Source organism: Krasilnikovia sp. MM14-A1259, from assembly GCF_047159535.1.
Lineage (GTDB): Bacteria > Actinomycetota > Actinomycetes > Mycobacteriales > Micromonosporaceae > Actinoplanes.
This window is the reverse complement of sequence record NZ_BAAGAJ010000002.1, coordinates 2,882,318-2,907,958: the sequence shown is the minus strand read 5'-3', so window position 1 is coordinate 2,907,958 and position 25,641 is coordinate 2,882,318. Positions and strand designations below refer to the sequence as shown.

At 72.7% G+C, this 25,641-nt stretch carries 26 protein-coding genes; 11 read left to right on the top strand and 15 right to left on the bottom strand.

Features of this window, described 5'->3' with window-relative positions:
• Positions 1-25: 25 nt before the first annotated feature.
• From ACMCNK_RS12805 to ACMCNK_RS12755, 11 genes are all read right to left on the bottom strand, one after another.
• Entirely contained in the window at positions 26-1,873 is a 1,848-nt protein-coding gene (locus ACMCNK_RS12805; protein WP_412736627.1) for a prolyl oligopeptidase family serine peptidase, read from the bottom strand.
• Positions 1,874-1,883: 10 nt separating this feature from the next.
• Positions 1,884-3,344, bottom strand: coding sequence for an NAD(P)/FAD-dependent oxidoreductase (locus ACMCNK_RS12800; RefSeq protein WP_412736626.1), 1,461 nt, complete (start codon positions 3,342-3,344; stop codon positions 1,884-1,886).
• 229 nt (positions 3,345-3,573) lie between these two features.
• On the bottom strand, positions 3,574-3,864 hold the full coding sequence (locus tag ACMCNK_RS12795; protein WP_412736625.1) for a PqqD family protein: 291 nt from the start codon (positions 3,862-3,864) through the stop codon (positions 3,574-3,576).
• Positions 3,845-5,326: a StsB family radical SAM/SPASM domain sactipeptide maturase gene (gene stsB, locus ACMCNK_RS12790; RefSeq protein WP_412736624.1), complete on the bottom strand. Its 1,482-nt coding sequence runs from the start codon at positions 5,324-5,326 to the stop codon at positions 3,845-3,847. The genes ACMCNK_RS12795 and stsB overlap by 20 nt, the downstream gene beginning before the upstream one ends.
• A gap of 75 nt (positions 5,327-5,401) precedes the next feature.
• Positions 5,402-5,668, bottom strand: coding sequence for a StsA-related sactipeptide RiPP (locus ACMCNK_RS12785; RefSeq protein WP_412736623.1), 267 nt, complete (start codon positions 5,666-5,668; stop codon positions 5,402-5,404).
• Between the two features lie 172 nt (positions 5,669-5,840).
• On the bottom strand, positions 5,841-6,851 hold the full coding sequence (locus tag ACMCNK_RS12780) for a methyltransferase (protein ID WP_412736622.1): 1,011 nt from the start codon (positions 6,849-6,851) through the stop codon (positions 5,841-5,843).
• Positions 6,848-8,068: a cytochrome P450 family protein gene (locus ACMCNK_RS12775; RefSeq protein ID WP_412736621.1), complete on the bottom strand. Its 1,221-nt coding sequence runs from the start codon at positions 8,066-8,068 to the stop codon at positions 6,848-6,850. Before ACMCNK_RS12775 ends, ACMCNK_RS12780 begins: the two co-directional genes overlap by 4 nt.
• Positions 8,065-9,360: a TfuA-like protein gene (locus ACMCNK_RS12770; protein ID WP_412736620.1), complete on the bottom strand. Its 1,296-nt coding sequence runs from the start codon at positions 9,358-9,360 to the stop codon at positions 8,065-8,067. The genes ACMCNK_RS12775 and ACMCNK_RS12770 overlap by 4 nt, the downstream gene beginning before the upstream one ends.
• Positions 9,360-10,523 (bottom strand): YcaO-like family protein, encoded by a 1,164-nt coding sequence (locus ACMCNK_RS12765; protein ID WP_412736619.1) that lies wholly within the window; start codon positions 10,521-10,523, stop codon positions 9,360-9,362. The genes ACMCNK_RS12770 and ACMCNK_RS12765 overlap by 1 nt, the downstream gene beginning before the upstream one ends.
• A gap of 10 nt (positions 10,524-10,533) precedes the next feature.
• Positions 10,534-11,343, bottom strand: a complete 810-nt coding sequence (locus tag ACMCNK_RS12760) for an ABC transporter permease (RefSeq protein WP_412736618.1) — start codon at positions 11,341-11,343, stop codon at positions 10,534-10,536.
• A 2-nt stretch (positions 11,344-11,345) separates the two neighbouring features.
• Entirely contained in the window at positions 11,346-12,323 is a 978-nt protein-coding gene (locus tag ACMCNK_RS12755) for an ABC transporter ATP-binding protein (RefSeq protein WP_412736617.1), read from the bottom strand.
• A 148-nt stretch (positions 12,324-12,471) separates the two neighbouring features.
• Here ACMCNK_RS12755 and ACMCNK_RS12750 point away from each other — a divergent pair, with 148 nt between their 5' ends.
• The 7 genes from ACMCNK_RS12750 (at position 12,472) to ACMCNK_RS12720 (ending at position 19,863) form a co-directional block, all read left to right on the top strand.
• The gene (locus ACMCNK_RS12750) at positions 12,472-13,434 is read left to right on the top strand and encodes a hypothetical protein (protein ID WP_412736616.1); all 963 of its coding nucleotides are present in this window, start codon (positions 12,472-12,474) and stop codon (positions 13,432-13,434) included.
• Positions 13,428-13,712: a response regulator transcription factor gene (locus ACMCNK_RS12745; protein WP_412736615.1), complete on the top strand. Its 285-nt coding sequence runs from the start codon at positions 13,428-13,430 to the stop codon at positions 13,710-13,712. Before ACMCNK_RS12750 ends, ACMCNK_RS12745 begins: the two co-directional genes overlap by 7 nt.
• Before the next feature lies 1 nt (position 13,713).
• Positions 13,714-13,893, top strand: coding sequence for an aroma-sacti cluster domain-containing protein (locus ACMCNK_RS12740; protein ID WP_412736614.1), 180 nt, complete (start codon positions 13,714-13,716; stop codon positions 13,891-13,893).
• A gap of 10 nt (positions 13,894-13,903) precedes the next feature.
• The gene (locus tag ACMCNK_RS12735; protein ID WP_412736613.1) at positions 13,904-16,861 is read left to right on the top strand and encodes an AAA family ATPase; all 2,958 of its coding nucleotides are present in this window, start codon (positions 13,904-13,906) and stop codon (positions 16,859-16,861) included.
• Positions 16,852-17,793: a S8 family serine peptidase gene (locus tag ACMCNK_RS12730; protein WP_412736612.1), complete on the top strand. Its 942-nt coding sequence runs from the start codon at positions 16,852-16,854 to the stop codon at positions 17,791-17,793. The genes ACMCNK_RS12735 and ACMCNK_RS12730 overlap by 10 nt, the downstream gene beginning before the upstream one ends.
• A complete protein-coding gene (locus tag ACMCNK_RS12725) occupies positions 17,753-18,388 on the top strand; it encodes a GAF domain-containing protein (RefSeq protein ID WP_412736611.1) in 636 nt (211 codons plus the stop codon). Before ACMCNK_RS12730 ends, ACMCNK_RS12725 begins: the two co-directional genes overlap by 41 nt.
• A 113-nt stretch (positions 18,389-18,501) precedes the next feature.
• Positions 18,502-19,863, top strand: a complete 1,362-nt coding sequence (locus tag ACMCNK_RS12720) for a helix-turn-helix domain-containing protein (RefSeq protein WP_412736610.1) — start codon at positions 18,502-18,504, stop codon at positions 19,861-19,863.
• On the opposite strand, the gene ACMCNK_RS12715 is transcribed toward ACMCNK_RS12720, so the two are convergent.
• A complete protein-coding gene (locus ACMCNK_RS12715) occupies positions 19,833-21,242 on the bottom strand; it encodes a radical SAM protein (protein ID WP_412736609.1) in 1,410 nt (469 codons plus the stop codon). The two genes, ACMCNK_RS12720 and ACMCNK_RS12715, sit on opposite strands and share 31 nt — an antisense overlap.
• A gap of 5 nt (positions 21,243-21,247) precedes the next feature.
• On the bottom strand, positions 21,248-21,445 hold the full coding sequence (locus ACMCNK_RS12710) for a hypothetical protein (RefSeq protein WP_412736608.1): 198 nt from the start codon (positions 21,443-21,445) through the stop codon (positions 21,248-21,250).
• Between the two features lie 163 nt (positions 21,446-21,608).
• On the opposite strand from ACMCNK_RS12710, the gene ACMCNK_RS12705 reads away from it, so the two are divergent.
• On the top strand, positions 21,609-22,265 hold the full coding sequence (locus ACMCNK_RS12705; RefSeq protein WP_412736607.1) for a helix-turn-helix domain-containing protein: 657 nt from the start codon (positions 21,609-21,611) through the stop codon (positions 22,263-22,265).
• A gap of 59 nt (positions 22,266-22,324) precedes the next feature.
• Here the strand turns inward: ACMCNK_RS12705 and ACMCNK_RS12700 are convergent, their stop codons facing one another.
• The gene (locus tag ACMCNK_RS12700) at positions 22,325-22,792 is read right to left on the bottom strand and encodes a MarR family winged helix-turn-helix transcriptional regulator (protein ID WP_412736606.1); all 468 of its coding nucleotides are present in this window, start codon (positions 22,790-22,792) and stop codon (positions 22,325-22,327) included.
• 55 nt (positions 22,793-22,847) lie between these two features.
• Between ACMCNK_RS12700 and ACMCNK_RS12695 the strand changes: the two genes are divergently transcribed.
• The 3 genes from ACMCNK_RS12695 (at position 22,848) to ACMCNK_RS12685 (ending at position 24,125) form a co-directional block, all read left to right on the top strand.
• Positions 22,848-23,222, top strand: coding sequence for a cupin domain-containing protein (locus tag ACMCNK_RS12695; protein ID WP_412736605.1), 375 nt, complete (start codon positions 22,848-22,850; stop codon positions 23,220-23,222).
• 106 nt (positions 23,223-23,328) lie between these two features.
• Positions 23,329-23,703: an MmcQ/YjbR family DNA-binding protein gene (locus ACMCNK_RS12690; protein WP_412736604.1), complete on the top strand. Its 375-nt coding sequence runs from the start codon at positions 23,329-23,331 to the stop codon at positions 23,701-23,703.
• Positions 23,700-24,125 carry a hypothetical protein gene (locus ACMCNK_RS12685; RefSeq protein ID WP_412736603.1) on the top strand — a complete coding sequence of 142 codons (426 nt, stop codon included), beginning with the start codon at positions 23,700-23,702 and terminating at the stop codon, positions 24,123-24,125. The genes ACMCNK_RS12690 and ACMCNK_RS12685 overlap by 4 nt, the downstream gene beginning before the upstream one ends.
• A gap of 3 nt (positions 24,126-24,128) precedes the next feature.
• Here the strand turns inward: ACMCNK_RS12685 and ACMCNK_RS12680 are convergent, their stop codons facing one another.
• On the bottom strand, positions 24,129-25,589 hold the full coding sequence (locus tag ACMCNK_RS12680; protein WP_412736602.1) for a pyridoxal phosphate-dependent decarboxylase family protein: 1,461 nt from the start codon (positions 25,587-25,589) through the stop codon (positions 24,129-24,131).
• Between the last annotated feature and the right edge of the window lie 52 nt (positions 25,590-25,641).

Genomic DNA, 25,641 nt, shown 5'->3' with positions numbered 1-25,641 from the left:
GGGCCGCATGCATCTGCTGACCGTGTCAGCAGGTGGCCAGGTGTTGCGCCAGGAAACGCTCGACCGCGGCGTAGTACGTCTCCCGGTTCCGCGGCCGGGCCAGGCCGTGACCCTCGTCGGGGAACAGCAGGTACTCGTGCGGCAGACCCTTGGCCTTCAGCGCGGCGACGATCTGTTCCGCCTCGGCCTGAGGCACCCGGACGTCGTTGGCGCCCTGCACCACCAGGATCGGGATCGCGATGTCGTCCACCCGCGACAGCGGCGACCGCGCCCACAGCATGTCCCGTTCCGTGTCCGGATCACCGACGTGGGCGTGCATGAACGCGCGCAGCGGCGACCGGTACGGCGCCCCACCGGCCAGCAACGTCAGCAGGTTCGACGGCCCGCACAGGTCGATCGCGCAGGCGAACACGTCCGGGCTGAACGCCGCACCGGCCAGCGCGGCATACCCGCCGTACGAGCAGCCCATGATCGCGACGCGGGACGGGTCGACGGACCCGGCCCCGACGAGGTGGCCGACCGCGTCGAGCAGGTCGGTGTGCATGGCGGCGCCCCACTGCTTGGCACCCAGGTTGCGGAAATGCTTGCCGTAGCCGGTCGAGCCGCGGAAGTTCACCTGGATGCAGGCGTAGCCGCGGTTCGCCAGGAACTGCGCCTCCTCGTCGAACGCGAACGTGTTGCGGGCCCACGGGCCGCCGTGCACATTCACCACCGCGGGCAGGGTGCGGCGCTCGGCGCCCGGCGGCCACGTCACGTACCCGTGCACCGTGACGCCGTCGCGCGCCGCGTACGTGAACGGTTCCATCCGGGCCAGCCGGTAGCCGCCCAGCTCCGGCTGATGGTCGAAGAGGTAGCGCAGGTGGCCGGCGCTCCGGTCGTACACGTAGTAGTGCACCGGACCCGCGCCGGTCACCGCGGACACCGTCCAGCAGCGGTCGGTGCGGTCGGTGCGGTCGACGTACACCTCCGCGTCGATGCCCTGCAGGCCGAGCTCGCCGCGGATCCGGTCCATGTCCTTCGCGTGGTCCTCGTCCAGGAACACCCATTCGTCGCGGTCCTTGGCGAACAGCACCGCCTGCGGAGTACGGGTCACCGGGTCCCACTCCACCTGCTTCACGTCGAACGTGGGGTCGGCGGCGAGCAGCGTCTGCCGCCCGGTGGCCGTGTCGATCGCGGACAACCGGCTCGCGTTGGCCCCGATCGAGGAGAGCAGGTAGCAGGTGGCGCCGTCCCGGGACCAACCCGCGACGCGCGTGCCGAGCACATCCTCGTACGGGACCTCCAGCCACGGGCGCGCCTCGTCGGCCCCCAGGTCCAGGTGGATGGTGACGCCGCCGTCCGGGCGGGCCGCGACTCCGCCGCGTACCCGCAGGTCGGTGTCGATGATCCAGCTCAGGTAGCCCGGGTTCGTCGCGACGAGCGTCAGTTCGCCGGACTCGGTGTCCAGCTCGTACACGTCGTGCAGGTCCCGCCGGTCCAGATTGAGCCCGATCAGGATCGTGTGCGGATGCCATCGGTGGTGCGCCAGCACCCGGGCCTGGATGCCGTCGAACGGGGTGGCGCACCGCCGCTCGCCCGACACCAGGTCGACCAGGTGCAGCCGCCAGCTCTCGTCGCCGCCGGTGTCACACAGATAGAACAGGGTGCGGTCGTCGTGGCAGACCCCGTACGTGCGGATGCCGCGGCCCCGGTCGTCGGTCACCACGGTGGCCTCGTGCGGGCGGTCCACCGGCGCGGACCACACGTTCATGACGCCGTCGTCGGGGGCCAGGAACAGCAGGCGGGTGCCGTCCGGCGAGATCTCCGGTTTCAGGTACGCCGGGTTGCCGAACAGGGTCGCCCGCGGGATCAGCGGTACGGCATCGGATGTCACGGTTCGCTCCTCACCCGGGCCGTCGCCCGGACAACCACCAGTCGGCCAGCGCGGGATACTGGGCGATCGCCTCGTCCGTGCCCAGCAACGGCCCCGGGTCGCGCGACAGCTCGCGCAGCAGCGCCGCGTTCGCCTCGGCCCGCGCCACGCCGAGTTCGGTCCGCGTCGCGTCCGGTTCGGTCCGCGCCTCGCCGAGTTCGGTCCGCGTCGCGTCCACCGACGGCTCCGGCTCGATCAGCATCTGGGCCCGGAACATGCGCGACATCAGCAGCGGGCTGCTCAGCGTGGCCCGGGCCGCCCACTCGCGGGCCCGCTGTGCAAACGGCGACGCGGCGGGGGCCGGACCGCCCGGACGGTCGCGCACGGTCGCCATGCGCCAGGCCGGCTCCGTCTCGGCCGCCACGGCGGCCTGAATGCGGGGGAGTGCGGCCGGGTCCGCGCCGTGGCGGGCCAGCTCGCGGTCCAGCCGCAGCACGGCCAGCGCGGCGACCGACATGCCATGCGAGTAGACCGGGTTGAGCGCCACGAGCGCGTCACCGAGAACCAGGAAACCGGCCGGGATTGCCTGGCGTTCGACATACCGCCGGCGGTTCGCGGTGGACCGGTACGGCCGCACCCCGCCGAGCGGCTTGGCCGCGGCCATCAACTCCGCCACGACGGGCGAGCGCAATGCGTACGCGCACTCTGTGAAGTCCTGCTCGTGGACCGGCGGGGCGTTGCCCCGGGTACCGGTGAGCGTGACGATCCACCGTTCGTCCTCGATCGGGAACAGCGTCGCCCCGTGGCCGGCACCCCCCGGCCCGGGTCGCGGATGCACCATGACCGCCGGAACGGACGCGGCCAGATCCGGGGGCGCCCGGAACACCCGCGTGGCGTACGCGAGACCCGCGTCGACCGTCTCCTCCTGCGCCGCCGCGACCCCGAGCGCGGCCAGCCAGCGACCCGATCGGGAACGGCGGCCGGTCGCGTCCACCACGAGATCCGCCCGGATCGTCTCGGCGCGCCCGTCGGGCCGTTCGACCACGACCCCGGTGACCCGGGCGGCGTCGCCGGTCAGCGCGCGTACGCGGGTGCCTTCCCGTACGGTCACCGCGGCGTCCGCGAACGCCCGCCGCCGCACGACGTGATCCGTCAACCACCGGCTGCACGAAATCACGTCGGCGCCGGTCGGGTGGCGCCGGAACCAGCCGTCCGCGGACAGGACCAGCGCGTCGCCGGGCAGATCGCGCCGGTGCGCGCCTCGGGCGAGCAGGTCGGCCACCGTCCCCGGCAGCAGCGCCTCCAGGGCCCGGGCGCCGCCGGCCACGAGGACGTGGTTGTGGTGCGCCTGTGGCACCCCGGAGCGCTCCGCCGGCCCGTCCGGGTACGGCCCGCCACCCTCGACCAGGGTGACCTCGTCGACGTGCCGGGCCAGCACGGCGGCGGCCAGCACGCCTGCGAACCCGCCACCGAGAACGACCGCCGTGCTCATGCTGAGCCTCCTTGGGCATGCCCTCCTGGCCCTTGCTGCGCTGCGGTGCAGTCGGTCATGCTGAGCCTCCTGGGCATGCCCTCCTGGCCCTTGCTGCGCTGCGGTGCAGTCGGTCATGCTGAGCCTCCTGGGCATGCCCTCCTGGCCCTTGCTGCGCCGCGGTGCAGTCGGTCATGCTGAGCCTCCTGGGCATGCCCTCCTGGCCCTTGCTGCGCCGCGGTGCAGTCGGTCATGCCGCGGCGGCGGGTTCGCCTTCGGCGAGCAGGCCGCTGCCGACCATCGAGTCGATGAACGTGTCCACCTCGGACCGGATGCGGGCACCCATCGCCGCGTTGCCGCCGGCGAACATCAGCGCCAGCTTGTCCTTGACCGGCTCCCGCTCCTGGTCGCTCTCCACCAGCACCCAGATCTTGGCGGCGCTGCCGTTGAGCGTACGGAACTCGCCCGACTCCGTGTGGTAGAGGGAGATCCCCTCCGCGGTCTCGTGCCAGATCACCGAATCACTGATGTGCAGGGACACCGCCCGACCTCCTCTGTACCGGCATGATGGGAATGAGTTCCCCGACCGCGACGGCGGGCCGGGGGGTGCGTACATAGGTCTTCCACTGGTCGAACACGGCGTGCACCTCGCCCGTGGCAACCATGCGGGGGACGGTCATCTCCTGGTCGCCCGCGGCCAGTTCGGCGCGGGTGACCCCGGTCTCCTGCCACAGCTGGGTGACGACGCCGTGCCGCAGGATCCGGCACAGGTGGCGGCTGTTGCGCTTCAGGTCACCGGATTCGGACATGTGCGCGGCCCGGCACCCGCCGCCGCAGTTGGACTTGATGTAGCACCGGGCGCAGTCGGCGTGGAAGTCGCCGCCGTACACCGTGCTGCGCCGCATGTCGCTCAGCACCGGGCTGGCGAAGACCTCGGCCAGCTTCTGGCGGCGGACGTTGCCCGCGTAGTGCTGGCGGCCGGTGACGAGCTTGCACGGGTACACGTCGCCGAGCGAGTTGATGTAGATCTCGTTGCCGCCCATGCCGCAGTTGCCCTTGACCGAGCAGGGGCTCACCGGGCGCGGGCCGTCCGGCTTGAGCTGCGCGGCGACCGGCGAGGTCCACACGAGCTGCTGTACCCGCAGGTGGTCCTGCCAGCCGAAGTCGTACTGGTCGTCGACGCCACGGCCCAGGTCGTTGTGGTTCATCAGGCGCACGCTGTGCACCTCGATGCCGTCCAGGAAGGATGCGAAGCTCTCCAGCTCGTCCACGTTGTCCGAGGTGACGATGTGGTTGATGGCCGGTTTCACGCCCTCGGCGTTGAGCAGCTGCAGCGCCTTGTACGTCTTGTCGAACGCACCCTTGCCGCGCGTACGGTCGTGGGTCTCGGCGGTGCCGCCGTCGACGCTGATGGTGACCGCGTTGAACAGCTCGGCGAACCGCTTCGCGATGGCCGGCGTGCGGATCATCGTCGCGTTCGTGATGATGTTGGCCTTCATGCCGCAGCGCTTGGCGTGCTCGACGATCGAGAACAGGTCCTTGCGCAGCATCGGCTCACCGCCGGTGAACACGATCGTCGACGTGCCGAATTCGGCGAGCTGGGTGACCAGGTCCATCGACTCGGCCGTGTTCATCTCGCCCGGCAGGCACTTCTCCGACGAGGCGTAGCAGTACGGGCAGCGCAGGTTGCAGCCGTCCGTGATCGCGTAGTACGCGATGGTCAGCGGCGGCTCGCCGACCTTCACGGTCGGCCGGTTGCCGTTGAAGTAGACCACCCAGTGGAGGATGAGTTTGGCCAGTGCCCGCTCGGTCTCCGCGGTCTCCTCCAGCGGCGCCGGCGACCCGCCGGCCAGGGCCTGCAGGACCCGGAACTCGCGCGGCGTGAGCACGCACCGGGCCCCGACCTCCGGGTTGACGACGAGGTGGTCGTCGCCGTGCACGAAGTACGTCAGGTCGTTCGGCACCTCGAACAACGAGCGGTTGCGCACCAGGTTCCCGCGCATGGATCCTCCCCTGTTTGGCCCGCCGCGGGTGCGGCCCGACCGGATCGCCGGGCCGCACCCGCGACGGTGAACCGATCAGTTCTGGGCGTGGCCGGAACCGGACCAGGCGCCGCACGCGCACAGCATCGCGGCGTCGAAGCCCTCCTGGGTGGCCTCGGGCTTCGCCCACTCCTGCGAGTGCGCCACCACGTCCGGCAGAACGGCCATGAGGCGGTTCTTCGTCGAGATGAGCACCTCGGTCTCTTCCTGCGTCAGGCTGCCGTAGAACTCCTCCAGCTCGGGGGTCATCGGACCGCCGAGAATGCCGGCCTGGCGCAGCGCGGACGCCGAGTCGAAAGCCATGTCTTCCTCCTGGAAATTGTTGCCGGAATGGTTCACCGGATGTGTCGAGAGTGGCCGTTGCGAACCGCCCCGCACAACCCCACAAATGTGGGGTCGGATTGACTTATCAATACACGCCGGAGCACCATTCGTCCGAATGGGACGAATGGCTTTCCGGTACGGGAAAAGGAGATCAGGAAGGAGTGGAAATGAGCACACGAATAGCGGTGCCACCCAGGGGCGGCGTCACCTCGATGAGATCGAACCCGCTCGCGGCCAGCACGGTACGGAATTCGGTACGGCTGCGTTCCCGTCCACCGGTGTAGACCAGCATGGCGATGTCGCTGAGCACCACACCGGCCGCGTCGGGGGCGCCGAGCGATTCCGGCAGCACCGGTTCGACCACCAGCAGCCGCCCGTCCGGCGCGATCGACTCGCGGCAGTTGCGCAGCAGGCGCACGCAGCGTTCGTCGTCCCAGTCGTGCAGTATGCCCTTGACCAGCATCACGTCGCCGCCCGGCACCGCGGCGAAGAAATCCCCGGTCGCGACCGACCACCGCTGCGGCGAGGCGGCCCGCTCCAGCGTCGCCTCCGCGCCCGCCGCCCCCTCGGCGGTGTCGACCAGGATCCCGTGCACGTGCGGCGCCGCCGTCAGCACCGCGGCCAGCAGAGCGCCGTTGCCGCCGCCGACGTCGACGACCGTACGGGCGCCGCTGAAGTCGTACGCACCGGCCACCGCGGCCGCGATGCCGCCGGTGCCCTCCCGCATCGCGGTGTGGAACGCCGCGGCCAGGTCGGGATGCTGGGCGAGGTGATCGAACAACGGCATGCCGTGGACCTGGTCGAACGCAGCCTGGCCACTACGGACACCGTCGGCCAGCGCGCCCCAGGCCTGCCAGGCGGCCGGATGGCCGTACAGCAGGACGCTGGCGCGCATCGACCGGGGATGGTCGGCGCACAGCGGCCGTCCCAGGTCGGCGAGCGCGACCTGGTCGTCCGGGCCCTCGTCCAGGACGCCGAGCACCACCAGCGCCCGGACCAGCCGGGTCAGCGTGGCCGCGTCGCAGTGCAGCGCGTCGGCCAGCTTCTCCACCGGCATCGGCGCGTCCGCCAGCGCGTCCGGCAGGCCCAGCCGGACCGCCGCGTGCACGATCTGGGCGGGGGCGTAGCCGAACGCCAGCCGGGCCAGGCTCGGGTAGCTCATCGCCGCACCGTCCGGACCGGCAGGTGACGCACGCCGTGCAGGAACAGCTCCGGGGTCCACGGCAGCTGCTCCGGGTCGGCCGCCAGCTCCAGGTGGGGCAGGCGGCGCAGCAGCGTACCGACCGCGGCGCGCGCCTGGAGCCGGGCCAGCGCGGCACCGAGGCAGAAGTGGATGCCGTGCCCGAAACCGAGATGCCGGTTCGGGCTGCGGCCGATGTCGAACACGTCCGGGTCGGTGAACACCGCCGGGTCCCGGTTTGCGGCCAGCAGCACCGGGATCACCGTGTCGCCCTGCGGGATCACTGTGCCGCCGATCGTCACGTCGGCCAGCGCGTACAGCGGGCGGGCGTGGCCGACCGGGCCGTTGAACCGCATGACCTCCTCGATCGCGGAGTCGATCAGCTCCGGACGGGCGCGCAGCCGGGCCAGCTGGTCCGGGTGACGCAGCAGTTCCAGCACCGCGTTGCCGATCAGGTTGACCGTGGTCTCGTCGCCGGCCAGCAGCAACTGGAAGACGCTGGAGATCAACTCGTGGTGGCTGAGCTCGCCCGCCTGCCGGGCGCTCAGCAGCCGGGTCAGCAGGTCGTCGCCCGGATGCGCCCACCGGAACGCGAGCTGCTCCTGCACGTACCCGATGAACTCGGTGCCGGCCCGGCGGACCTGCACCGGGTCGCGGCTGCGCAGCATGTCGTCGCTCCACCGGCGCAGCCGGGCGTGGTCGTCGATGCCGAAACCGACCAGTTCCGCGACCACCAGTACGGGCAGCGGCAGCGCCAGCCGCTCGATCACGTCGACCGTGCCGTCGTCCGCCAGGCCGGTGACCAGGTCGTCGACGACCTGCTCGATCCGGTGCTCGATCGCCGCCACGGTACGGGCGCCGAACGCGGGCGCGATCAGGCGGCGCAGCCGGGTGTGGTCCGGCGGGTCGAGGTTGAACACGTTGCGCCGCACCATCGCCAGCGGATCGGACTCCCACCGGCGGTGGAGGGCGGCGAGGTGTTCCGGCAGCCGGTCGAGCTGCCGTCCGAGCGCCGGGTCGTGCAGCGCGCGCTGCACGTCGGCATAGCGGGTCAGATACCAGTACGCCCGGCCGCTCGGCGCGTGCACGAGCCGATGGACCGGTGCCTGCTCCCGCATCCGGTGCAGCACCGGATACGGGTCGCTGCGATGCTCCGCCGCGTTCGGGTCGAACACCTCCGGGGCGGCGACCGCGCTCATCGGGCCGCCCCCGCGGGCGTGCGTCCACGCTGGACGTCGTACGCGAAGAACCGCCGCACGGTTGCTCCCAGTTCCTCCGGCCCGGCGAAACCGCGCCGGCCCATCTCGATCTCCGGTGACGTGCCCTGCTTCGGCCAGTGGCGCTGGAACATCCGGGCGCACAGCGCCGGCGGGGGCACCGCGGTGCGGTACCGGGCCTGCTCCGCCGCCTCGTCGGCGTCCGCGACCAGCTCGGTGAACCGTTGCCAGCTCTCCGACTGCCGCAGGTCGGCCACGACGGCCGCGCGCCAGTCCACCGACTGCCACACCGGCCACACCCGGACCATCACCAGCCGCACCTGCGCGGCCGGGGTGCGCCCGGCGCGCTCCCCGGCGGTGAGCCAGGCCGCCAGAGCATCCGGCAGTGTGGCGTCCGTGGCGACGCCGAGCCGGGTCCGCGCGTACGCCGCCGCGTCGACATCCTGGTCCCGTGCCAGATCGTCCAGCAGCCCGGACAGGACGCGCTCGTGCCGCAGCGGGTACTCCGGGTCGAACAGCCGCGCGGCGTCCAGCACGTCGAGGTCGGACATCCAGCGGCCGGGGGCGTACTCGTGCCGGGACCGCCGGGTCAGCGCCTCGTGGTCGCTGAGCCCGGTGAACACCACCGCGTCGGCCGCGGACCGCTCCGCGCCGGTGGTCCCGGCCGCCTCCAGCGCCGCCAGCGCGTCACGCCGCTTCAGGTCCGCGTCTCCCGCCACGATCGCCCGCTCCAGGGCGGGCAGCTCGGCCCGGTCCGCGTCGTCCAGCAGCGCGCCGATCTCGGCCCAGGTCCGCGACGTGAACGGCAGAGACTTCGCCGCCTCGACGATGCGCGGCGACAGCCCGGCCGCGCGGCACGCGTACCGCAGGTTGACCAGCGCCACGGTCTGCGCCGGGTAGCCCATCGCGGCAGGCCCGTGCAGCACGCCCACCTCGTCGTCGCCGTCGATCTCGCCGCCGGCGTACATCCCGTACACCTCGCCGACCCCGCGCATCCCGTACGGGGCCAGCTCCGCCGCTCGCAGCGCACCCATGCTGGCCGCGCCGATCACGTCGACGCCGCCGTCGATCAGCCGCAGGATCTCCTTGTGGCCGACGGACCGCCGCTCCCGGAAGAAGCCGTCGATGACGACCGCGACGTCGCCCGGCCGCCACCGCTCGGCCAGCAGGTCACCGCGGGCCGCGGGCGGCCGGACGTGCGCCTGCGGCAGCACCGCCCGGACCTCGTCCGCGGAGACGGTCGGCCCCGTGTACACGACCACCGATGAACTCATCACAACACCTCCGGGCAGATGCGCGCGCCGGGCGCCACCACCTTGACCACGGGTACGCCGATGTCGTCCCGGGTCAGGTCGGCCACCAGCGGGCAGTGGGCGAACGCGGCCGTGGCCCGGTCCGTCACGTACGCCAGATCGTCGGCCAGGCTCGACGTGTCGACCGGGAGCGGCAGCACGTCCGCGAGATCGCTGACCGGGCCGGACGGTTCCTTGCGGCGTCGTACGCCGCCGTCGTCGATGTCGCTCTGCAGGTCGTCGCGGGCGCCCGCCACATAACTGAGCCGGGTCTGCGCCGCCTCGGTGATCGCCCGGGTCAGGGCGATCTCCGGGTCGAGGTGGCAGCCGAAGCCGTACATCGCGGCGGGATAGTCGTCGCAGGACAGCCACGCGAGAAACACCGGCAGGCCGGTACCCGACGGCAGCAGCCGGACCTCCATGGCCACCCCGGCACGCTCGATCGCGGTGCACAGGTCGTCCGCCACGCCGCCGCTGCGCGGGTCCACCCGTACGCCCCGGTCGCCGCCCTGCACGGACGCGGTCACGGCGTCGCGCTCGATCACCTCGTACAGGCCGTGCAACACCGCCTCGACCCGGGTGTTGCCGCTGGCCAGTCCGTTGGTGGAGGAGAAGAACACCGGCGGCTGCCAGTCCGTCGGCGCCTCCAGGGAGAGCCGGACGACGTCGCGGGGCAGCAGGGTCGGCGTACCGTCGCCCAACGACCGGCCGGGCACCCAGGCCAGCGGCAGCGCGTCGTGCAGCAGGCTCGGCGCGGACCGCGCCAGCGCGGCCACGTCGTAGCCCAGCCGATCGGCCAGCTCGGCCGGGGTGCCGGTGACCGCCGGCGGCATCGGCTGCTCCACGTGCCAGATCTCGACGGATTCCAGCATCGCGGACAGCCGGGCGAGCTCGGCGGTGACCCCCTTGCCCTGCGAGACCGCCAGCGTCCGCGACAACGGCCGGATCGCCTGGTACGTGGGGATCCCGATGGTGTCGAGGCGGGTGATGTCCGCGACCCGGGTGACCCCGACGCGCTGCGCGGCGCGCCGGGCCATCTCCAGGGTGGCCTCCGGCGGCTGCGCCCGGGTCGTGCCGGGCAGCCGGACCTTGGCCCGGTCGTCGCCCGTGGCGAGCCACGCCCCGGGCGCGTCGATGGTCTGCATGCGCGTCCCCTCAGACGTCGCGGGTGCGGCGCAGCAGGGCCCGCCCGGCGACCACGTTGGCGGCGACCGCGACCGCGGCCAGGACAGTGAGGCTCGGCCAGGCCGTGCCGAAGCCGAAGATGGCCACGTCGCGCATGCCCTTGACCGCGTACGTCACCGGGTTCACCACGGACACCCACTGCAGGACGGTCGGCAACTGCTGGGTGGTGGACAGCGACGGCGCGGCGAACACCAGCACCGGCACGGACACGCTGGTGATCACCATGAACGTCCGGTAGTCGCGGATCAGGATCGCCGCGGCCAGGTACAGGCCGTTGAACGCCACGGACGCCAGCACCAGCGCCACGATCAGGCCCAGCCAGTGCGACAGTGCGAACGGGTACCGGAACAGCAGTACCGCCACGACCAGGGCGAGCACGCTCTGCGCGAGCACCAGCGACACCCCGGCCAGCAGCTTGCCGAGCAGGAACCGGGAGCGGCGCAGCGGCCACGACCACAACTGGGTCGACACCCCGCTCATCTCCTCCTGGAACAACGCCATCCCGGTGGTGCCGGACGCGCTGACCACGCTCATGGCCAGCACCATCGGCAGCAGGAACACCGCGAACGGCAGCCGGGTGCCCCGGTACGTGATGTCCCCGACGACGTTGCCCAGCGACGTGTTCACCAGCAGCAGGTACACCAGGGTCGGGGTGAGCCCGAGGATCAGGTTGACCCGGTTGCGGGCCAGCAGCGCGTACTCGCGGTAGAACACCGCGGACAGGTCGGCGGTGCGGCCGGCCGCGGCCGGCGGCTTGTTGGTGAAGGCGAGCTCCGTCACGGTCATCCCCTGCTCTCGGTGCTCTTGCTGCTTCCGGGGCCCTCGCTGCGCTCGGTCATGCGCAGGAACACCTGCTCCAGGGAGTCCGTCACGGTGGCGATCCCGGAGATCGCGGCGCCCGCGTCCGCGCAGTGCCGCGTCAGCGGGGCCAGCACGTCGTGGGCGGCGGCGCCGTCGATGCGTACGTCGTTGTCCTGCACCGTCGCCGCGAAGCCGGCGGTCTCCGCCCACTCGGCGACGACCTTGCCGGCGACCGCGTCGTCCACGCTCACCACGAGATGCGTGCCGCCGAACTCGCGAATCAGCTCCCGCGGGTGCGCGAAACGCAGCACCCGGCCGCGGTCGATGACCAGGATGCGCTGGCAGTTGCGTTCCAGCTCGTCGATGTGATGGCTGGTCCACAGCACGGTCACGTCGAGGTCGTCGCGCAGCCACCGCACGAACCGCTCGACCTGATGCCGCCCCGCGACGTCGAGGCCCGCGGACGGCTCGTCGAGAATCAGCAGCTTGGGGATCGTCAGCAGGGCGCGGACCATCTGCAGGCGCTGCCGCTGTCCGCCGGAGAGCTGGAAGACGAGCTGCGGCAACGCCTTGGTGAGGCCGAGATACTCGGCGACCTCCAGCGCCCACGGCCGCACGTCGCGCCACGACAGGCCCCGGAACCGGGCGGCGATCTGCAGATTGTCCAATCCGGACAGCATCTCGTCGTACGGGCCGGACTGGTGCATGGCGCCGATGCCGGTCTTGGCGCCCACCGGGTCGCTGACCGGGTCCGCCCCGAACACGCGCAGGTGGCCCGTGGTGGGGGCGGTGACCCCGCAGATCATCTTGATCAGAGTCGTCTTGCCCGCACCGTTGGGTCCCAGCAGGCCGACGGTCTCACCCTGCCCGATCTCGAACGAGATGCCGTCCACCGCCGGTACCTCGCTGCGTCGATAGCGCTTGGTGAGCTCGACGGCGGTCACCACATCACGCGACACGATCCCTCCCTCCGTTGCGCTGCTGGCCTTTCCGGTTCTGGACGGTAGGGGAGAAGCGCGGCGCCGACGCTGCCCGCCGATTCAAGCTGCCGCGAAACTGCCGCTTATCTGCCATCCGGCCGCCCGGCGGCTGTCTAGCATTTCCGCCATGCCAATGCCGGGGAACCTGTGCCGCGACGGCGAACCCGCCGTGGTGCTGGTGTCCGGCGCGGGTGGGCACGAGCTCGCGGTCGTGCACGAGACGCTCACCCACGCACTGCGTACGCCCGCGGTGCTGATCACCAGAGCCGACCTGCCGGAGATCTCCGCATCCCTGGACGTCGACAATGGACTGCTGTGGGTGGATGAGCGTCGTGTGCGGCCCGCAGTCGTGTGGGTTCGGCACGCCGGGGCGGCCACGATGGCGACCCACGGTCCGCTGAGCGCGGTGTCCGCGGCCGGCTGGTCCGATCTGCTCGCCCAGTTGACCGCTGCGGCATCCGTGGCGCTGCCCGGCGCGGCCCCGGCCGGCCCGGGACAGCTGACCGGCGCGCGGCAGCTGGGCGTGGCGGTTCCGCGTACGGAGATCACTACGGACATGCCCGCCGCCGCCCGGCGGATCGGCACCCCGCGGGTGGTGGTGAAGATCCCCGACTTCCGCCTCGCGGAGCCGGATCCGCGGCGCTGGCCCGCGCTGGTGCCGAGGGTGGTCGATGCCGCCGCGGTCCCCGGCGGATCCGGCGCCCCGGTGGTGGTGCAGGAGTATGTGCCACACGCCCGGGAACTGCGCGTCTACCACCTCGACGGCGCACTGTGCGCGTTCGAGGTGACCAAACCCGACCCCGGCGCCGCGTGGACCGATCCGGCGACCGTGACCGTGTCCCGGGTCGACTGCCCCGCCGCCGCCGCGGCGGCCGTACGCGCACTGTGCACCGCCTGGAACCTGCGGTACGGCGCGTTCGACCTGCTCGTACGCCCCGACGGCGAACCGGTGTTCCTGGAGGCCAATCCGGACGGCGACTGGCTCTGGTACGAGCAGCGGGCCGGCTGGCACGGGGTGTCGTTCATGGCCGCCGTCATGGTGCGCGAGTTGTTCGTCCGAACCACGTCGAGGGGGAGCTCACGATGCTGACGTCGAAGGTTGAGCGCGTCTCGGAGCGGGAGATGCGGCTGATGGCCATGCTCGCCCGCGGCCACACCACCGACCGCGCCGCCCGGGAACTGCGGCTGAGCCGGCACACCGTGGGCGAGGAGATCAGCGCCCTGCTCGGCCGGTTCAACTGCCGCAACCGGGCGGAGCTGGTCGCCTACTGCTACGTCCACCAACTCCTGCCCGTCGGCATCTGGCCTCCGCCGATCGCCGCTGCGTCCATCCGTCCGAATCCCGAACTGTCCCTGGTAGGTGAGTGAAATGCACGATTCCCTGGCAGCCCTGCGCGCGGCCGGTCTCCCGGTCGAGCACCTGAGCGACGCGCAACGCGATGTGCTGGCGGCGCTGACCGAGCACGAGACGGCCGTCCTCGTCGCGGTGCAACACCGGCTCAACGAGGTCGAGCCCGAGGTCGTGGCCCACAACCTCAAGCTGCTCTGACCCCGCGCCGGTGAGTCGCAGGCTGGTGGTCGTCCTCTTCCTCGACCTGGTGGGCTGGACCGGGCTCGGGGAGGACGTCGACCCGGAGCCACTGCAGCTGCTGCTGGAGCAGTACTACGAGCTCAGCTCGGCCGCGGTGGAGGAGCACGGTGGCACCGTGGAGAAGTTCATCGGGGACGCCGTGATGGCCGTGTTCGGCGCGGACCGTTCCGGGGAGGACGACGCGGTGCGCGCGCTGCGCGCCGCAGCCCGGATCCGCGCCGAGGTGGGTGGTCTGGCCCGCCCCGGCACCGGCACGCAGGCGTTGCGGATCCACTGCGGGGTGGCGGCGGGCGAGGCCCTGGTCACCCGGTCGTCGCGGGCGGGACTGCGGGTCGTCGGCGACGTGGTGAACGTGGCGGCACGGCTGCAGTCCGCGGCCGCTGCGGGCGAGATCCTGGTCAACGACGTCGCGGGGGATCTGGCCGCAGCACACTGGACGTTGCAGCCGCTGACGCCACTGCCGCTGAAGGGCAAGGCGGAGCCGGTCACGGCGTTGCGTGTGATCGGACCAGCCGCGACGGGCCGGGCCGCGGACTCCTCGCCGATGGTCGACCGCGAGGCGGAACGCGGGCGGCTGATCGCGGCGTACCGCAGCGTGCAATGCGACCGGCGTGGACGCACGGTGGTGGTGCTCGGGCCCCCGGGTATCGGCAAGTCGCGGCTGGTACGGGCGGCGGTCGGCGAGTTCCGGCCGCAGCCGGTGGCGGTGGTCGGGGCCTGCCCGTCGTACGCCCCGCCGGAGAACGCGGTCGCCCTCACGGAGGTGCTGGACGCGCTGACCGGCCGGGCGGGACCGGCCCGCGACCTGGTACGCGCGGACGCGCGCATCGCCGCGGCGCTCGCCGCACTGCGGGGTGCCGGACGTGGTGCTCGGGACGACCCCGGCCCCGGGCCCGGGGTGGAGGAGGTGTCCTGGGCGGCCCGCGAACTGCTCACCGCGGCGGCCTCGGCGGGACCGGTGGTGGTCGTGTGGGACGGACTGCAGTGGTCCGGCCCGTCTTTGCTGCGGCTCGTCGGTGAGCTGGCGGAGAGCGTACGGGATCTGCCGGTGCTGACGATCTGCGTGGCCCGCCCCGAGCCGGCCGGGCGGGCGGCGTGGTTGCGGGCGCTGCCGCGCTGCGACGTCCTCGACGTCGGCGCGCTCGGCCCCGCGGACAGCGCCGAGCTGGCCGGGCTGCTGGTCGCCGCCGCGCCCGCCGCCGAGGTTCAGGCTCACGGCCTCGACCTAGTGGAACGCGTCACCCGGCACAGCGCGGGCAACCCGCTGTTCATCCGGCTCATGGTGGAGTCGGGCCGCCCGGCCACCGAGGTGCCGCCGACCATCACGGCGATGGTGGGCGCGATGATCGACCGGCTGCCCGCGGCGGCGCGGCGGCTGCTGGGCGCGGCGTCGGTGATCGGTTCCACGTTCACCCTGGATCAGGTCGCGGCGCTCGGTGAACCGGTGCCCGGGGAGGCGGTGGAGACCCTGTCGGCCGGTGGTTTGATCCGGGCGTCGGCCCGTCCCGGCGAGTTCTGTTTCGTGCAGCAGCCCGTGCACGAGGTGGCGTACGGGCGACTGGACAAGCAGCGCCGGCTCGACCGGCACCGGCGTCTGGCGGAGGCAGGCCTCAGCCCCGGCTTTCACGGCGAGGCCGCGGTACGCCTGCTCCGCGAGCTGCGCCCGGGTGATCCGGAACTGGTGACGTTGTCGAGGCGGGCGGGCCGGGCGCTGCTGGCGGAGGGCACTGCCGCACTGCGTCAACGCGACCTTCCGGCGGCGACCGGCCTGCTGCACCGCGCCCTGTCGCTGGCGGTCGCGGGCGCCGACCGCGGCACCGATCTGGACGAGGCCGGCGACGACGCCGCGGTCGCGGCGATCCGGCTCAGTGACGCGCTGCTGCTCGCGGGCGACACCCGGCGGGCCGCGACGGTGGTCGCCGACATCATCGGGAACGGCGACGCGGATGGCCTGGACCGCCCGGCGTGCCTGGTGCAACAGCATCTGCTCGCGGTCCGCGCCGGCCGGCCGGCCGCCGTGCCACCCGACCGGATCCGGCGCGGGCTGGCCGCGGTGGCGGGGGACCGGCTCGCCCGCTGCCGCATGGCGCAGCTGCGCATGCTGATCCATCTGGGCCGCGGCCGGTTCGCCGCCGCCCAGCGGGCTGCCCTGGTCGCCCTGGCGCATGCGCGCACGCTGGGCGACGAGTACGAACAGGACCGGCTTCTCGTGGCGCTGTGCGAGATCCGGCAGTGGTCGCCGACCCCGCTGGCCGAGCAACTGGCCGGTGGTGCGGAGCTGGCCCGACGGTTCGCGGCCGACCGGTTCCTGCTGGTGCCGGTGCTGGCCGCCCGGGCCCGCTGCCTGGCGCTGATCGGCGACGAGGCCGGTGCGCGGGCCGCGCTGGCGCAGGCAAGGGAGGCGGTGGAGCAGTTGCAGCTCACCATGGGTGGCGTCCTGATCGATCAGGCGGCCGGGCTGGTGTGTGCGCTGTCCGGCGACCATACCGCCGCGGAGCGGCATTTCCGCCGCGCGGCCGGGGTGCTGGACCGGGCCGACCACGGGCCGGGGGCGCTGACCCTGCGGGTCCAGGCGGCTCGCGAGCGGGCGGGGCGGGACCCGGCCGGTGCGGCGGCAGAGGTTGCGGCGCTGCTGGCCCGCGGCTCCGAGATGGACGTACGCGGGCTCCTGCTGTGCCTGTCCGCCTCGATCCGGCTGGACGTGGGCGGACCGGACCTGCCGGATCCCCGCCTCGACGAGGTGACCGCGCTGCTGGCCCGTACGGACGATCCGTGCCTGCGGGGTGACGTGCACGCCGACCTCGCCCACGCGTGCGCGGGCCGTGGAGATCGGGCCGCGGCCAGGGCCTCGGCCGACGCCGCGATCGGCTGTTACGCGCAGGTCGGCGCAACCGCGCCGATGGAGGCGGTGACGGCATGCCGGTGACCACCGGCGCGGCGCCGGAGGCTGCGGACCGGCCGGCCGTCCCGCCGTGGCGCCGTGACCGGCCGCGCCACGCCCCAGGGCTGCCCGCCTGGGGCATGCCGGTTGGCGGGCCGGACGAGGACTCGCTGCCCGCCGATCTGATCGGCGGTGTCGACGCGGACTGGGCGTGGGGCGGTGCGGACGGCGCCGGTGTCCGGGTGTGTGTGCTCGACAGCGGCGTGGACGCCGACCATCCGCTGGTCGGGCCGGTCGACGGGGCCTGGCAGGTGGTGAGCGAGGAGGGCCGCGCCCCGCGGGTACGCGAGTGCGAGCCCCGGGACGCCTCCGGGCACGGCACCGCGTGCGCGGGAATCGTGCGCGGCATCGCCCCCGGAGTGTCACTGAGCTCGGTGAAGGTGCTGACCGAGGGCCGTTCCGGCAGCGCGGCAGCGCTGATCGCGGGGCTCGCGTTCGCGGTCGAGGAGGGTTTCGATGTGATCAACATGAGCCTGTCGACCGCCCGGCTGGAGTTCCGCAACCGGCTGGCGGAGCTGTGTGACCGCGCGTACTTCCGGCGGTGCGCCCTGGTCGTGGCCGCGCACAATCTGCCGATCGAGAGCTTTCCCTGGAACTTCGCCTCGGTGATCTCGGTGGCGAGCCACGCCGAGCCCGATCCGATGCGTTACTACTACAACGCGTCGCCGCCGGTCGAGTTCTGCGCCCGGGGGGTACGGGTGCCGGTGGCCAGCCCGGGCGGCGGCACCACCCGCAACACGGGGAACAGCTTCGCGGCCCCGCACATCGCGGGGATCGCTGCGCTGACGCTGAGCAAGCACCCGTGGCTCACGCCGTTCCAGCTCAAGAGCGTGCTGTACCAGTGCGCGGCGAACGTATCGATGCGACGGAATGAAGGTGGAGTCCTTGTCTCATCCCACACTGAGCGGAGTCACTGAGAATCAACTGCTGCAGTCCGTGGTCACGGTGGCGCAGCATGTGTACGGGGCGGCGGCGTCGTCGGTCTTCATGGTGTGCCCGGACACCGGCGAGCTGGTGTTCGCCGCGGTATCCGGCGCGGGCCAGCAGGAGCTGGTCGGACGGCGTTTCCCGCCGGGTACCGGGATCGCGGGCTGGGTGTCGATGAGCTGTCAGACGCTCATCGCGGACAAGGTGGCCGAGACGGATCTGTTCGCCCGCGACGCCGCGAGTTCCACCGGCTACCTGCCCGCCAGCATCATGGCCGCTCCGCTCGTCGCCGAGGGCGAGTGCATCGGCGTGCTGGAGGTACTGGACCGGCATTCCGCGGCCGAGCCCGCCCGGGAACTCGACGACCTGGAGCTGCTGAATCTGCTCGCCACCCAGGCCGCCCTCAGCCTTGCCCTGGTGCGGCGCCGCAGCCAGCCGCTGGCCGCGCCGCCGCTGGGAAACATCCTGGCGCGACTGTCCGAGCTGGCCGCCACGGACACCCAGGATCCGCTGGCGGTGGCGATGCTGGCGATGTCGGTGAACCTCATGGAACGGTCGAGTCCGGCGGCTTCGCTGGCAGGCTGATCGATGTCTTGACACCTGTGTACGACATCCAAGAGAATTTGGATGTCCAGTCGGGATGCGATGTTGACGGGGGCGGGCATGAGCCGACAGAGCCGACGCGAACGGGATCCGCGTTGACCGCGCTGGCGTTGTCCGCGGCGCTGGGGCGCCCGGCCGCCGGGGCGCGGCCGGGCGGTGGCGAGGCGGACCGCCCGTTCCCGGAATTGTTGCGACACCACCGCATCCGGGCCGGCCTGACCCAGCGGGCCCTCGCCGACCTCTCCACGGTCAGCCCGCGGGCGATCCGCGACCTGGAGGCCGGTCGTGCCAACGCCCGGACCCAGACCATCCACCTGCTCGCGGACGGTCTGCGGCTGCACGGCATGATGCGCGAGCTGTTCGTCCGGGCCAGCCTGAGCCGACGGCGCACCAGCCCGTTCGACGACGGCGCGGTCATGGCGGCGCCCCGGCCGGTCGACGCGCTGCTCGGCCGTGACGTCGAGCTCGGCGCTCTGGTGGATGTCCTGGCGTCGGGACGCCGGCGCACGGTCGCGTTGTCCGGCCTCGCCGGGGTGGGCAAGACCCGGCTGGCCGCCGACATCGCGGCCCGGCTGAGCGCCCGGCACGGGTGGCCGGTGCTCTGGGCCGGCCGGGACCCGCGGGCCGCCGACGCCGGCACCGCCGGTCCGCTGGCCCGGTCGCTGCGCGCGCTGGTCGAGGCCGATAATCCGGATGTCGCTCCGATCCGCCAGCTTCTGGGCCGCCACGAGGCCGTGCTGGTCGTCGACGGGGTCGCCCGGGCGCAGACCTCCCGCGCGGTCGAGGACCTGCTCGCGTACTGTCCCGGGCTGCGGGTGGTCGGCACCGCGCGGACACCGGTACGCCTGGCCGGCGTACCCGCCACCGTCGTCGCACCGCTGCCGACGCCCCCGCCGGGCTGGCCGACGGGGTCGGCCCTCGACGACCTCACGGACGTGCCGTCGGTGCGGCTGCTGGTCGACCGGCTCGCCGAGGTCCGGCCCGGGTTCGTGCTCACCCGGGCAGACGCGGGCGCCGCCGCCGAGATCTGCCGCCGGCTGGACGGCCTGCCCCTGGCCCTGGAGATCGTGGCCGGCCGGGGCCGGGTGCTCGCGCTGCGCCAGCTTGCCGACCTGCCGACCGCGGATCTGCTCGACCTGACGCTGCCGGCCCGCGCCGGCGAAGCCCCCGGCACCCTCGGCGGCCTGCTCCGCGCGGGACTCGACGCCCTGCAGCCCGGGCACCGGGCGCTGCTGGCGGCGCTGGCCCGGCGCCCCCGGCCGTGGACCGTGACGGACGCGGCCGCCGTGCTGCGCCGCTCGCCGGAGGAACTGCTCGACGACCTCGACGTCCTCATCGGACACGGCCTGCTGCTGGTGGTGCACGGGGCGAGCGCCACGGAGCTGCGCGTCCCGCATCTCGTGCGTGGCCTGCTGTGCCCCGCGGATCAGTCGGGCTGGGCTCCGGCCGCCGGATGAGCCTCATGCAACGGGACACAACCGGCGTCGGCGGCGTACAGGTCCAGGCGCTCGCGGACGTTGTCGCGCAGCGGGGGACAGGGTGGCGCGCCCTCGCGCCACAGTTTCGGGCAGGCGCCGCCGCAGACCGGCAGGATCGCGCACCCGCGGCACGGGGTCTCACCCGCCGCCACCGTGTCGTACCAGTCGTCGAACGCGCCGACCGGGCGCAGTGCATCCGCGTCCAGTGTGGAGATCGAACCCAGGTCCTGCCCGGTGTGGCCGGGCACCAGTGGCTGCTCGGTGCAGCTGTAGACCCGCCCGTCCGCGCCGACCACCTCGCTGTGCCGGGTCGTGGCGGCACAGACCACCTGTCGCGGCCCGGACGGCAACAGCGAGAACCGCAGCCCGTGCCGCCGGTACGCGCGGAACCAGGCCAGCTCGGCCGCCGCCATCTCCCGGCGCGCCACGGCCACGGCGGAGACGTCGTTGCCCCACGAATGCACCGGCGCGGGATAGCACGCCACGCGGTCGTGGGCCAGGCCCGCGGCGGCCAGCTCGGCGGCGAACGGCTCGGCCAGCCCGGCATTGTGGAGGCCCACATTGGTCCGGACGATGAACCGTAGGTCGACGAGCTCGCTGTCGGCGAGCGCCGCCGCGACCGTCGCGAGGATGCGATGAAAGGAACCGCCGCCACGCTTGAGTGGCCGGCTCGCGTCGTGCGCCTCGGCCGGTCCGTCCAGGGTGATCTCGATCAGGCCCACCCGGCACTGCTGATGCAGCGTATGCAGCTTGCGCGCGTCCAGCAGCACGCCGTTGGTCACCAGCTTGGCCGCATACCGGACACCGGCCGCGTCCGCGCTGGCCACGAAGCTGCGCGACAGGTCACGCAGGACGGCGAACGCCATCAGCGGCTCACCGCCGAACCAGCGCACGTTGAGGGCGTCGTACCGCCCGGAGTGGGCGGCGCGGTCGATCCGGGCCGCCAGGGCCGCGCGGTGCACCCCGGACACCGTGCGGCGTTCGTGTTGCTGACCGCAGTACCCGCACCCCATGTTGCAGTAGGCGCTGGGCATCACGATGGTGTTGCGGACCCGGTGGTCGCGGGCCGCGGCGCGGCTGGCCGCCAGCGTCTCGGCCGCCTCGTCCCGGTCCGCGTCCACCAGCAGGCCCACGGCGGCGAGTTGCTGCTCGCGGACCGGGTCGACCTGCTCGGCGATCGTGCCGTCCGGCCCCGCCTGGACCGGCGGCTGCGAGGTGTCCAGGCGGGCGGCGGTGGCCGGATCGGCCAGGAAGACCCGTCCGGTCGCGGTGTGCAGCACGGGCCGCACGACACGGCCGGACGGGTGACGGAACTCGGTGCGCCCGACGACGGCGTACCGGCTGGGTCGCAGCGGCACGAGGCTCAGAGCAGGTCCGCGTGGCAGCCGCCGTCGACGCCGCCGCCCAGACGGATGAGATCCGGGTTGAGCTGGACCTTGGAGATCTCCTCGAGGAAGACGTGGGCGTCGTGGTGCAGGGTGCTCGCCGTCGTGGCGAGGTGGGTCACGGCCTGCTCGGCGACCTGGGCCGCGTGCATGAGAAGGAAGGAATCGAAGACCATGTGTCACCCCTGAATATAGGTCGGTGCGGATGGCCCGACCGACGTCCAAAGTTTCCCAGACGATGTAACAGAGTCAAGTGTCAGACTTGCGTCCGGCATCGTAGGTCAGCAGGGCGACGTAATATCACTGTGGAAGTTCCAGGTCGAAAGGGATGCGCAGCGCATGGCCCCAGCTCGGATGGTCCAGGACGTCGAGACGCTCAAGGCACTCGCCGATCCTGCCCGGCTGGCCATCGTCGAGCTGATGATGGACGACTACGCCCGCGCCTGGACGGCCAAGGAGCTCGCCGGGGCCATCGACATGCCCCCGAAGAAGATCTACTACCACCTCGGGCTGCTGGAGCAGCGCGGCCTGCTGGAGGTGCGCGCCACCCAGGTGGTGAACGGCATCATCGAGAAGCACTACGGGGCGGCGCAGAAGAGCATCACGTTCCAGCGCGGCGGCCGTCCGGTCGCCGCCGAGTCCGGCTCCACGCCCGACCCCGGAGTCCCGGCGGCCGACATGGGCCAGCTGGTGACCACGCTCTTCGACGAGGTACACACGAACATCCAGGCCGGCCTGCGCTCCGGCGCCGCGGTGATGGACCGCCAGGCGCCGGATTCCCAGCGGGTCGTGGTCAGCTACACCACCGCACGGATGGCGCCGGATCGGGCCGGGGAGTTCCGCGCCGCGCTGCTTGATCTGGTGGAGCGATTTCGCGCCGCCAGTGTCCCGGGCGCACCCTCGTTCGAGCTGCTCATCGCGATCCACCCGCGGGATGCCGCCGCCTCCACCGAGGGCCGGAAACGACGGATCGAGGGGTCGTCCGACCAGGACTGATTCTCGGGACGCAGCACCGCTCAGTTGATCTTTGGGTGGGCTTTGGGTCCGCTCCGGAGCTACAGGTACATCGCGCGCAGGTGCGGATCGACGGTCTCGTCCGGGCCGCCGGCGATCGCGTCGAGGACACCGCGCAATGCATCCATCGCCGGTGCCCCGTGGTCGCGGGTGAGGCGCCGCTCGTAGCGCTGGTGGAAGCGGCGCGCCGTGGCGAGCGCCGTCGTGCCGCGGTCGGTCAGCTCCAGGCGCTGGGCGCGGCGGTCATTCGGGTCCGGGGTACGGCGGACGTATCCGCGACGCTGCATGTCGTCGACGATCTGCGCGGCGGCCTGCTTGGTCACCTCCAGCCGGCCGGCGAGCTCGCTGATGCTCATCGGGTGGGTGCCCAGTGCCCGGAATACGAACCCGTCGGAGCGCCCGAGATCGTCGAAGCCCTGTTCCGCCAGATGGCCGCGCAGGTCACGGACGAATTTCTGGTACGCGAGCGCGAGCAGGATGCCGAAGTCGGGTTGCGCCGGAGTCGCCATGACCTCATGATAGACAAGTCAGCTTGGACAAGCTGGCTTGTCTGATGGAGGAATCATGCACATCATCCGTGCCGCCCAGGCCCAGCGGTTCGAGGTGCCCGGGGTCGAGTTCACCGCGCTGGCGGCGCCGAGCCGCGGCTCGGCCGACATCTGCACCTGGCTCATCACCGTGGCATCGGGCCTGCGGTCACCCGAGTCGCACACGCTCGACCAGGACGAGGTCTTCATGGTCCTTTCCGGCGCCGTCCAGCTTGGGCCGGACGCCGAAACCCTCGGCCCCGGGGACGCGGCCGTAGTACCGGCAGGCACCCCGATCCAGATCTGCAACCCGGGCGACGAACCGGCCCGGGTGTATGTGGCGATCCGCGCCGGGTTCGACGCCCGGGCCGCCGACGGCACCTCGATCGGCACCCCGCCCTGGGCGAAGTAGCCCGCCAGGCGCGCCCGGACGGGCACGGGTGCGGCGGCGTCTCCGGCCGCCGCGCCCACGCGTACCCTCGGCACCATGCGCGAGGCACGGACCGGGAGGCGGAGCGGTGGCTGACGCCGACGACGTCCGCCGCCTGGCACTGGCCCTGCCGCACGTCGTGGAGATCGACAGTGACGGCTTCGACTTCCGGGTCGGCAACAAGGGATTCGTCTGGTCGTACCCCGAGCGCCGGCCGGGCCGGCCCCGCGTGTTGCGCACCGACATCGCGGTGCTGTTCGTGGGCGACGAGGCCGAAAAGCAGGCGCTGCTGCTGGGCGAACCGGACCGCTTCTTCACCACCCCGGGCTACGACGGCCTGCCCCTGGTCATGCTGCGCCTGGGCCGGGTGAGCGCCGCCCGCCTGCGCGAGCTGGTGACCGACGCGTGGCGGATGCGGGCGCCGGAGGAGTTGCTCACCGACGTGCAGGAGGACTGCACGTGACCGGCCCGGACGACCGGCCCGCCCGGGTCGACGACGTGCACGAGCTCGCCCTGGCCATGCCGTACGTCACCGTCGTGGACGGGAGCACCGGCAATCCGGTCTATCAGGTCGGCGGCAAGTCGTTCATCTTCTTCCGCAATCCGCGGCCGGACGCGGTCGACCCGGACACCGGGGAACGCTACCCGGACGTGATCGTCTTCTGGGTCGAGTCCGAGGCGGACAAGCAGGCACTGATTCAGGACCCGGTCTCGCCGTTCTTCACCACCAGCCACTTCGACGGCCATCGGTCCGTACTGATCCGTGCCGGGCGCATCGGTGAGCTGACCCGGCAGGAACTGGCCGAGGTCGTCGCGGACGCGTGGCTGTCGCGGGCCTCGGCCCGCCGCGCGGCGGCGTGGCTCGCCGAATTCCGGGCGCAGTAGCCGTCACCCCGCGGCCACGGCGTCGCCCACCTCCACGATGCGCTCGGCCAGACCGTCCACGTCGGCCTCGCTGTGCCGCACGCCGATGAAACACGGCCGGATCGCGAACCGCCCGTCCACCACGGTGCTCGTCGGCAGGTGGCCGGTGGTGCGCCACAGGCGGCGCAGCAGCTCCTCGTTGAGGCGGTCCAGTTCCGGGTCCGGGACCGGGCGGGCCGGTCGATACCGTACGCACGCCACCGACAGTTCCGGCTCGGTCAGCGCCTCCAGCCGGGGATGGCGGTGGGCCAGCTCGGTGAGGCGGCGGGCGTATCCGATGTGCCGCCGGACCCGGTCGTGCAGGCCCTCGCGGCCGATCTCCCGCAGCACCGCCCAGACCAGTACGCCCCGCGGGGGAGCGGACAGCTCCACGCCCATGTCGTCGTAGTGCACGCCGAACTCCTCGAACGGCGAGGCCGCCGGGCCCCGGCCGGGCATCGCCAGGTACGCCGCCGGGGTCTGCGTGAAGCACCGGTGCAGCAGGAGCGGGTCCCGCACGTACGTCGCGGCGCAGCCGACGCCGGTGGCCAGCCACTTGTGCGGGTCGACGATCCACGACTGGGCGCGGCGCATCCCGTCGAAGCGTGCCGCCATCTCGCCGAGCCCGGCCGCGGGCAGGCCGTACGCCCCGTCGACGTGCAGCCAGGTGTCGTGGCGTGCGGCGATGTCGGCGAGCGTATCGAGCGGGTCGATCGCCCCGGTGTTCGTGGTGCCGGCCACCCCGACCACCGCCACCGGCACCGCCCCGCCGGCCACATCCGCCTCGATCATCGCGGTGAGCACATCCGTACGGATCCGCTGGTGCGCGTCGACCGGCACGGACCGGACCCCGTCGCGGCCGAGCCCCAGCACGGCGGCGGACCGCTGGACCGTGTGGTGCGCCTCGGCGCTGGCGTAGATCCGGGCGGGCATGCCGGGCGGCAGGCCGTCCCGGCCGACGTCGATGCCGTGCCGCTCGAAGGCGTACTGCCGGGCCGCCCCGAGCGCCAGGAGGTTGGCCACCGACCCGCCGCTGCTGTACACCCCGGCGACCTGGTCGTCGAGCCCGCACAGCTGGGCCAGCCAGCGCAGCGAGACGTCTTCCAGCAGGTTGAACGCGCTCACCGCGTACCGCTGCGGGCTGGCCAGTGCGGCCGCGAACTGCGCCACGGCCGGGACGGTCGGCGGGCCGGTGGTGATGAAGCCGGTGAACCGGGGCGCGCCGATCGGCAGCCCGTTCGCGACAACCTGGTCGGCCAGCTCGGCGAGGGTCGCATCCGCCCCGGCGCCCTTCTCCGGCAGATCGACGTCGAGCGCCGCCCGCCAGGCGTCCCGGCGGCGGGCGGGCGCGGCGACGTCGGTGAACTCCAGCCAGCGTTCCAGCGCCGGGAGGACGGCGAGCGCGGCCGCGGTGAGATGCCCGGTTTGTGCAGCATCGGTGCCCATGTGGCGAGCATGCCACCGTCGTCGCCGCCGGGGACGTGTGCCGCGGCACGTG

Bases quoted from the DNA above. Each gene is read 5' to 3' on its own strand.
- ACMCNK_RS12800 (WP_412736626.1), bottom strand. From the start codon at position 3,344: ATGAGCACGGCGGTCGTTCTCGGTGGCGGGTTCGCAGGCGTGCTGGCC.
- stsB (WP_412736624.1), bottom strand. From the start codon at position 5,326: ATGCGCGGGAACCTGGTGCGCAACCGCTCGTTGTTCGAGGTGCCGAAC.
- ACMCNK_RS12785 (WP_412736623.1), bottom strand. From the start codon at position 5,668: ATGGCTTTCGACTCGGCGTCCGCGCTGCGCCAGGCCGGCATTCTCGGC.
- ACMCNK_RS12780 (WP_412736622.1), bottom strand. From the start codon at position 6,851: ATGAGCTACCCGAGCCTGGCCCGGCTGGCGTTCGGCTACGCCCCCGCC.
- ACMCNK_RS12775 (WP_412736621.1), bottom strand. From the start codon at position 8,068: ATGAGCGCGGTCGCCGCCCCGGAGGTGTTCGACCCGAACGCGGCGGAG.
- ACMCNK_RS12770 (WP_412736620.1), bottom strand. From the start codon at position 9,360: ATGAGTTCATCGGTGGTCGTGTACACGGGGCCGACCGTCTCCGCGGAC.
- ACMCNK_RS12765 (WP_412736619.1), bottom strand. From the start codon at position 10,523: ATGCAGACCATCGACGCGCCCGGGGCGTGGCTCGCCACGGGCGACGAC.
- ACMCNK_RS12750 (WP_412736616.1), top strand. From the start codon at position 12,472: ATGCCAATGCCGGGGAACCTGTGCCGCGACGGCGAACCCGCCGTGGTG.
- ACMCNK_RS12745 (WP_412736615.1), top strand. From the start codon at position 13,428: ATGCTGACGTCGAAGGTTGAGCGCGTCTCGGAGCGGGAGATGCGGCTG.
- ACMCNK_RS12740 (WP_412736614.1), top strand. From the start codon at position 13,714: ATGCACGATTCCCTGGCAGCCCTGCGCGCGGCCGGTCTCCCGGTCGAG.
- ACMCNK_RS12730 (WP_412736612.1), top strand. From the start codon at position 16,852: ATGCCGGTGACCACCGGCGCGGCGCCGGAGGCTGCGGACCGGCCGGCC.
- ACMCNK_RS12710 (WP_412736608.1), bottom strand. From the start codon at position 21,445: ATGGTCTTCGATTCCTTCCTTCTCATGCACGCGGCCCAGGTCGCCGAG.
- ACMCNK_RS12705 (WP_412736607.1), top strand. From the start codon at position 21,609: ATGGCCCCAGCTCGGATGGTCCAGGACGTCGAGACGCTCAAGGCACTC.
- ACMCNK_RS12700 (WP_412736606.1), bottom strand. From the start codon at position 22,792: ATGGCGACTCCGGCGCAACCCGACTTCGGCATCCTGCTCGCGCTCGCG.
- ACMCNK_RS12695 (WP_412736605.1), top strand. From the start codon at position 22,848: ATGCACATCATCCGTGCCGCCCAGGCCCAGCGGTTCGAGGTGCCCGGG.
- ACMCNK_RS12680 (WP_412736602.1), bottom strand. From the start codon at position 25,589: ATGGGCACCGATGCTGCACAAACCGGGCATCTCACCGCGGCCGCGCTC.